Source organism: uncultured Rhodococcus sp. (assembly GCF_963525155.1).
GTDB lineage: Bacteria > Actinomycetota > Actinomycetes > Mycobacteriales > Mycobacteriaceae > Rhodococcus_F > Rhodococcus_F qingshengii.
The window spans coordinates 1-7,999 of the sequence record NZ_CAURKP010000216.1; the positions used below are offsets into that span (position 1 = coordinate 1).

At 62.9% G+C, this 7,999-nt stretch carries 6 protein-coding genes; 3 read left to right on the forward strand and 3 right to left on the reverse strand.

Features of this window, described 5'->3' with window-relative positions:
- A partial coding sequence (locus RWT78_RS26060; RefSeq protein WP_314681899.1) for a pyruvate dehydrogenase occupies positions 1-1,554 on the forward strand: 1,554 nt, incomplete at its 5' end.
- A gap of 78 nt (positions 1,555-1,632) precedes the next feature.
- Positions 1,633-2,988 carry a threonine ammonia-lyase IlvA gene (gene ilvA / locus RWT78_RS26065; protein ID WP_314681902.1) on the forward strand — a complete coding sequence of 452 codons (1,356 nt, stop codon included), beginning with the start codon at positions 1,633-1,635 and terminating at the stop codon, positions 2,986-2,988.
- Positions 2,989-3,002: 14 nt separating this feature from the next.
- On the opposite strand, the gene RWT78_RS26070 is transcribed toward ilvA, so the two are convergent.
- A complete protein-coding gene (locus RWT78_RS26070; protein ID WP_003941685.1) occupies positions 3,003-3,524 on the reverse strand; it encodes a TetR/AcrR family transcriptional regulator in 522 nt (173 codons plus the stop codon).
- A gap of 128 nt (positions 3,525-3,652) precedes the next feature.
- Between RWT78_RS26070 and RWT78_RS26075 the strand changes: the two genes are divergently transcribed.
- Complete coding sequence (locus tag RWT78_RS26075; RefSeq protein ID WP_314681905.1) at positions 3,653-5,197, forward strand: MFS transporter; 1,545 nt, start codon at positions 3,653-3,655, stop codon at positions 5,195-5,197.
- Positions 5,198-5,218: 21 nt separating this feature from the next.
- On the opposite strand, the gene treZ is transcribed toward RWT78_RS26075, so the two are convergent.
- Together treZ and RWT78_RS26085 are read right to left on the reverse strand one after the other, a co-directional pair.
- A complete protein-coding gene (treZ, locus tag RWT78_RS26080) occupies positions 5,219-6,940 on the reverse strand; it encodes a malto-oligosyltrehalose trehalohydrolase (RefSeq protein WP_314681907.1) in 1,722 nt (573 codons plus the stop codon).
- Positions 6,941-7,009: 69 nt separating this feature from the next.
- On the reverse strand, positions 7,010-7,999 hold a 990-nt coding region (locus RWT78_RS26085; RefSeq protein ID WP_314681909.1), incomplete at its 5' end, for a flavoprotein.

Consider the following 7,999-nt stretch of genomic DNA (forward strand, 5'->3'; position numbering starts at 1 on the left):
GTGTGTGCCGGATCCTGCGGCCCCGGAAACCTTCACCTGATCAACGGCCTGTACGACGCTCATCGTTCGGGCGCTCCGGTCCTCGCGATCGCCTCGCACATTCCGAGTGCCCAGATCGGTATGGGTTACTTCCAGGAGACGCATCCCGAGCGGATCTTCATCGAATGTTCGAGTTACACCGAACTCGTCAGCACCCCAGTGCAATCACCACGCGTGGTGCAGTCGGCGATTCAGCATTCGGTGGCTCGAAACGGTGTCTCGGTGATCGTGCTTCCCGGCGACATTGCCGACTGCCCGGCCGAGGGCACTCCGCCGACGCTCGTCGAAACGCGAAGGCCGACAGTCGTTCCGGATGCCGGTGACGTGTTGGCGTTGGCAGACGTGATCAACGGCGCACGCAAAGTTGCGATCTTCGCCGGCGCGGGCGTGCGAGATGCGCGCGCGGAGGTTCTGGCGTTGGCCGAAACCGTCGGCGCTCCCATCGGGCATTCACTGCGTGGCAAGGAATGGATCCAGTACGACAATCCATACGACGTCGGGATGACCGGATTGCTCGGTTACGGTGCGGCGCACGACGGTATCCACGGCGCCGATCTCCTGCTCCTGATCGGTACGGACTTTCCCTACGATCAGTTCTTGCCCGACGACGTTCGCACTGCTCAGATCGACATCGCGGCCGAGCGGTTGGGGCGTCGAACCAGCCTGGACCTGGCGGTGCACGGCGACGTCGCGAGCACCTTGAATGCACTGATTCCGCAGCTCGATCGAAAGACCGACCGCGGGTTCCTGGAGGATACGCTCGCAAAGCACAACACTCTGATGACCAAAGTGGTTGGTGCGTACACGGATCCGGTCAAGCAGCGCACACCCATTCATCCCGAGTATGCGGCCTCGATCCTCGACGATCTGGCGGCCGACGACGCAATCTTCACCGCCGACACCGGGATGTGCAACGTGTGGACGGCGCGCTATCTCAATCCGAACGGATCGAGACGCTTCATCTCCTCGGCGCTGCACGGATCGATGTCCAATGCGCTCCCACACGCGATGGGTGCTGCATGGTCGAGTCCGGGGCGTCAGGTCATCTCGGTGTCGGGCGACGGTGGATTGTCGATGCTGCTCGGTGAGTTGGTCACCGTCGCGATGTACAAGTTGCCGGTCAAGATCGTGGTGTTCAACAACTCGACGCTCGGAATGGTCAAGCTCGAGATGCTGGTCGACGGCCTTCCGGATTTCGGGGTCGACGTGCCCGCGGTCGACTACGCGGCGGTTGCTGCTGCGCTCGGTATCTTTTCGCGCCGAATCGAGAATCCCGCGGACATCGAAGCGGGCCTACGCGCCGCGCTCGATCATGACGGTCCAGCCTTGGTGGATCTGGTGACCGATCCGTTGGCATTGTCGTTGCCGCCCACCATCACCGGTGGTCAGATGAAGGGCTTCGCTTTGGCGATGTCGAAGATGGTGATGAACGGCGGCGTCGGCGAGGCAGTACAGATGGCCAAGTCGAATCTGCGGAACGTGCCACGTCCCTCACAGTTGGATCCGCGCGGCTGACCTACCGCCACCCTGCCTCGCAGACCATGCGGGGCGGGGTGGTGGGACGGTTGATCTCCGACGTGCGAAAATGGCGGGGTGTCTAACTCGCCCGATGTCGTAGTAACGAAGTCCACCGTCCCCGCGCTCGACGCGCAGGAGATCGACGCGGCCATCGAGCGAATTCAGCATGTCATTGCGGCGACACCCCTGCAGTACAGCGATCGTCTTTCGGCGTTGACCGGGGCACACGTGTATCTCAAGCGTGAGGACCTCCAGGGCGTTCGTTCGTACAAGATTCGTGGCGCGTACAACCTGATCGCTCAGCTCAACGAGGCCGAACGCGGTGCCGGCGTAGTGACTGCCAGTGCCGGTAACCATGCGCAGGGTGTTGCTTTCGCGTGCCGAACGATGCAGATCAAGGGTCGGATCTACGTTCCGGCCAATACCCCCAAGCAGAAGCGTGATCGCATCCGCGCGCACGGTGGAGCGTTTGTCGAACTGTTCATGATCGGTGAGACCTATGACGCCGCCGCTGCTGCGGCCGCGGAGGACGTAGCCGAAACTGGCGCAACCATGGTTCCGCCGTTCGACGACGTGCGCACCGCTGCGGGGCAAGGAACCATTGCAGCGGAGATTCTCACGCAATTGGACGCCCCTCTCGACACGATCGTCGTGCCGGTCGGCGGCGGCGGTTGCATTGCGGGCATCGCCACCTACCTGCACGAACGGTCGCCGAAGACGTCGATCGTCGGGATCGAGCCGTCCGGTGCGGCGTCGATGACGGCCGCTCTTGTTGCCGGGGGCCCGGTGACTCTTCCCGACGTCGATCCATTTGTCGACGGAGCAGCGGTCAAGAGGATCGGCGATGTTCCCTACGAGGTCGTCTCACGTCTGGGTGCCGCCGTCGTGTCGCACGCGTCGTTGCCGCTCGTCGCTCGTCAACTTCAGACGCGGTCCGGTTCGGGATCGTTTGTCGTCAATCAGATCGACGAGGGCGCTATCTGTACGGCGATGCTCGAGCTGTACCAGAGCGAGGGCATCATCGCCGAACCTGCGGGTGCGCTTTCCGTTGCGGCACTGCAGAATCTGACGTTCGAGCCGGGTTCGACCGTCGTGTGCCTGATCTCCGGTGGCAACAACGACGTCTCCCGTTACGGCGAAATTCTCGAGCGTTCGCTCGTTCACCTCGGGCTCAAGCACTACTTCCTGGTGGACTTTCCGCAGGAACCGGGAGCGTTGCGCCGGTTCCTTTCGGACGTGCTGGGGCCGGACGACGACATCGCGCTGTTCGAGTACGTCAAGCGAAACAATCGCGAGACGGGTGCCGCGTTGGTGGGTATCGAACTCGGTTCCGCCGACGGGTTGGCGTCGTTACTAGAGCGGATGGAGCGCGCGCCGATGCAGTCCGAGAGGCTCGAGCCGGGAAGCCCGGCGTACCGCTATCTGACGTAAGGGACGCCCCCCGGTCAGGGCCGCAGTCGCTCGACTACCTGTCGATGCAGTTCGGGATCCGGCTGGGGGAGTCCGAGCATGGCCGCCAGATACAGGCCGTCGCCGACGAGTCGGATGATCTCGGCCTGCACAGGGTCGGCGATCTCGGTCTGAAGGCCCTTGTCCCAGCTCCGCATCACATGTGTGACGGCCTTCTGGATTTCGTCGTGTTGTCCGTCGACTGTTCTCAGTGCCGCGATGATCGATCGGAAGAGTGAGAGTTCTTCGCTTTCGTTCGCATCGGGGATCTGCAGATAGAACTCGGTGACCGTGGTACCGCCGGCTACGGCGTCGTCGAGTTGCTGATCCGAGCGTTCCCCGAGTCTGCGGACCATCGCCGCGAGGAGGGCTTCCTTGCTGGGGAAGTGATAGAGAAGTCCGCCCTTGGAAACCCCGGCTTCGGCGGCAACGCCTTCGAGCGTGACTTGGGCGACGCCGCTGACCAGCAGCAGCTTCTCCAGTGCGTCGAGAATTCGATCGCGAGTGTCGGCAGCCATGTGATGTGACCCTACCCGGAAATAACTTTACCGCTCGGACGGTTCACTGTTACCGTAGACCTACTGTACCGGCTGGACGGTGCAGTGAAATCTTTTCGAAAGAACTCAGAGAAAGTCGCAGGGGAGCAATGTCAGTGTCGGCAGATCAGACGTCTGCAATCAATCCCGACGAGGTTCGGGCGACAAAGCGTGACTGGGCGGGCTTGATAGTCCTTGCCTTTGCTGTGTTGCTCATCGCAGTCGACGGCACGGTGCTCGATCTTGCGCTTCCGTTCATCAGCGCCGACCTCGAGCCGAGCAGCACGCAGTTGCTGTGGATCATCGACGTCTATTCGTTCGTGCTCGCCGGTCTGCTCATCACCATGGGTACGCTCGGCGACCGGATCGGTAGGCGAAAACTGCTCCTGATCGGCGCAGTCGGCTTCGGTCTCGCCTCGATCATCGCCGCTCTCGCTGTCAGTCCCGAGATGCTCATTGCCGCCCGCGTGCTGCAAGGTATTTCCGGTGCAACGCTGATGCCTGCCACCCTCGGTCTGATCCGCACGATCTTCGTCAACCCGCGTCAGCGCACCGAGGCAATCGGTGTCTGGGGCGCGATGGCAGGTGGCGGTACCGCGGCCGGCCCGTTGGTCGGTGGTTGGTTGCTCGAGCACTTCTGGTGGGGTTCGGTCTTCTTGATCAACATTCCGGTCATGATCGCGCTGGTTGTACTCGGCCCGATCCTGATCCCGGAGTCGAAGGACCCCAATCCGGGTCGATTCGACCTCATCAGCGCTGGTCTGTCGATGGCGACCATGTTGCCGTTGGTGTACGCGGTCAAGGAATCCGTGGTGCACGGCGTCAGCATCACGTTGCTGGTGATCGGCCTTGTTGGTCTCGCGGCGGGTTACGTGTTCGTGCGTCGTCAGCGGATGCTGAAGGATCCGATGTTGGATCTGAAGCTGTTTGCCAACGCGTCGTTCTCCACCGCCGTCATCACCAACCTGCTCTCGATCTTCGCGCTGGCAGGTGTCCTGTTCTTCGGCTCGCAGTACCTGCAGTTGGTGCTCGGTAACTCGGCGCTCGACGCCGGCCTGCTGATGCTCCCGGGTATGTTGCTCAGCGCATTCACCGCGGTTGCGGCGGCCTGGTTGATTCGCCGGTGGTCGGTGTCTCACGTGCTCAGCGCTGGCCTCGCGGTTGCCGGTATCGGTGCTGCGATGCTGCTCGCGCTCGGCGTCGACAGCGGCCCGTTGATGTTCGTGCTCGGCTTCGGTCTGGCCGGTGCTGGTGTCGGTGTCGCGTTGACGTTGACATCGGATCTCGTGGTCAGCTCGGTGGAACCCGAGCGTGCCGGCGCTGCGTCCGCGGTGTCGGAGACTGCGTACGAACTCGGTATCGCGCTCGGCGTGGCGATCCTGGGCAGCGTGGTGATGGCGATCTTCCGCAAGGGAATCGACACGTCCATGCTCGAAGCAGATCAGGCGCACGCTGCGCAGGGCACGCTCGGCGGTGCGCTGCAGGAAGCGACGTACCTACCTGGTGAACTCGGTTCGGTGCTTGCCGATTCCGCGAAGGCGGCGTTTGTCGACGGTATGCACGTTGCTGCCGGTGCAACAGCTTTGGTTCTGTTCGTCAGTGCCGCATTGGTGTTGCGGATGCTGCGGAGTACACCAGAGAACGCGAAGCGTTAATACCGGAATCTCGAGAGTTGGTCAGCTTTCGAGTACGACGAACGAGTGCCCCGGCACCACTGTTGCGGACGCGGTCTCGTCCTGTGTCGGCGGATCCCACCAGAGGATGGGGGTTCCACCGGCAGGGACCGAGGCCGCGTCCGTTCCCATATTGCACACGATCTGTAATGCGCCGCGGCGCAGGGTGATCCACTGGTCGTCCTCGTCGTAGTCGACGTGCAGGTGCCCCAGCCAAGGGTCGGTGATCTCGATTCGCTTCCTGCGCAGGGCAAGTAGATCGCGATAGCAGGCCAGGACGCGAGCGCGTGTCTCGTCGTCTCGCTCGTCCCAGTCCAGTTTCGATCGCAGAAATGTCTGTGGGTCTTGCGGATCCGGAATGTCGTCACTGTTCCAGCCGTGCGCCGCGAACTCCGCTTTGCGGCCTTTGGCAGTGGCCTCGCCGAGTTCCGGTTCCGGATGCGAGGTGAAGAACTGGAACGGAGTGGTCGCTCCCCATTCCTCGCCCATGAACAGCATCGGCGTGTACGGCGAGAGCAGGACCAGCGCCGCCTTGATCGCCAATTGTCCTGGCGTCAGATAGGCGCTCGGGCGGTCCCCGACCGCGCGGTTGCCGATCTGATCGTGGGTGCACGTGTATGCGAGCAGGGCGCTGGCGGGCTGATGCGTGATGTCGATCGGCCGGCCGTGAACCCGTCCACGGAACGAGGAATACGTTCCGGCGTGGAAGAAACCGCGCCGCAATGTATTTGCAAGGGATTCCAAGGATCCGAAGTCGGCGTAATAACCCTGGCGTTCGCCGGACACGGCCGTGTGAATGGTGTGGTGGATGTCGTCGTCCCACTGCGCGTCCAAGCCGAACCCGCCGGCCGCTCGTGGCGTGATCAGAGTGGCGTCGTTGAGATCACTTTCGGCAATCAACGTGAGCGGTCGGCCCAGATGGGCCGACAGTGTTTCCGTTCGGACGGCGAGTTCCTCGAGGATGTGCGTTCCGGTGTGATCGACCAACGCGTGGACGGCGTCGAGGCGTAGACCGTCGATGTGGAAATCACGCATCCATCGCAGGGCATTGCCGATGATGTAATCGCGAACCTCGCCCGACTGCGGGCCTCCGATGTTGATCGTTCGGCCCCAGGTGTTCGCTCCATCGGCAATGTAGGGGCCGAACTTTTCGAGGTAGTTGCCCGACGGGCCCAGGTGGTTGTAGACCACGTCAAGAATCACGCCGAGTCCGCGTTCGTGGGCCGCATTCACCAAGCGTTGCAATCCGTCCGGGCCACCGTAGATCTCGTGGACCGTGTACCAGAGCACACCGTCGTAGCCCCAGTTGTGAGTTCCGTTGAAGCCGTTGACCGGCATGATTTCCACGAAGCCGACGCCGAGGTCTACCAGGTGATCGAGACGTTCGATCGCGGCGTCGAATGTTCCTTCGGGGGTGAACGTTCCGATGTGCAGTTCGTAGACCGATGATCCTGGGAGTTGTCGTCCGGTCCACTGAGAGTCGGTCCAGGACGCCTCGTCGAGTTGGTGCAGTTGGGAGCGGAGATGCACGCCTTCGGGCTGGCGTGGTGAACGCGGATCCGGGAGTGTTTCACCGTCGACGACAAAGCCGTAGCGAGCGCGGTTGTCGCAGTCGACCTCGGCGCGCCACCACCCGTCGTCGGTCCGGTCCATCTCGTGCGTGATGCCGTCGACTTCGACCCGGACCGATTCCGGTGTTGGCGCCCAGACCTCGAATGTATGCACACGATCAGCATGCCTTGTTCGGCCGGATGTGGCAGCCCGGCGGGCTGGTTCCGTCGTCAAGGACTGTTTCTATCCGCAGGTGTTGCCGGACGGTGCAGACAGCGTGATCAGTTTCGGAGCGGGGGCGCTGCAGCATCCGCCCTCGGCTTTCCCTGTGTCGGTTTCTGCTGTGTCAGGTTCGTCGAAAATACCTGCGCCGCCGCAGACTCCGGTCTCCGGAAGGATCAACTCGACACGGGCCGCTGCTTCGTGATCGCCGGCGAGCTCGGCTGCGATGCTGCGAACCTGCTCGTAGCCGGTCATCGCCAGGAAGGTGGGTGCTCGGCCGTAGCTTTTCATTCCTGCCAAGTACACCCCCGGCTCCGGATGGCGAAGCTCCTTCGCGCCATGCGGGTAAACGGTGCCGCACGAGTGGACGTTCGGATCGATCAGCGGAGCAAGCTCGACCGGTGCTTGTAAGACCGGGTCGAGGCCGAGTCGAATTTCCGAGAGCCAGGACAGATCGGGGCGGAAGCCGGTCAGCGCTATGACGTTGTCCACGTTCTCGATGCGATCACCCGCATCGGAGGCAAGTATGAGTTGTCCCGAAGGGGTAGTTGTCACCTCTGCGGTGCGGAAGCCGGTGACGACGCTCAACAGGCCATCCTCGACGGCCTTCTTTGCGCGCAATCCCAGGGCGCCGCGCGCGGGCAGTTCGTCAGCGACGCCGCCTCCGAATGCAGAGCCGATGTTTCCTCGGCGGACCGCCCAGGTGATGCGGGTGCTCGGAGCCTGCCCCGCCAACCCTGACAGCGCAACGATCGCCGTCAGCGCGGAGTGGCCACTACCTGCGATGACGGTGTGCGTTCCGGCGAACTGTGCCCGCACAGCCGGATCGTCGAGATCAGGAACCCTGTACCGGATCGCAGTACCCACAGCGCCTTCGCCGAGTGCAGGAAGACCTTCACCACCGAGCGGGTTCGGGGTGCCCCAGGTGCCGGACGCATCCACAATGGCCTGGGCGAACATCCGATCCTCGGTTCCGTCCCGGCGCCGCAGGTGAATCGAGAGGGGTTCGCT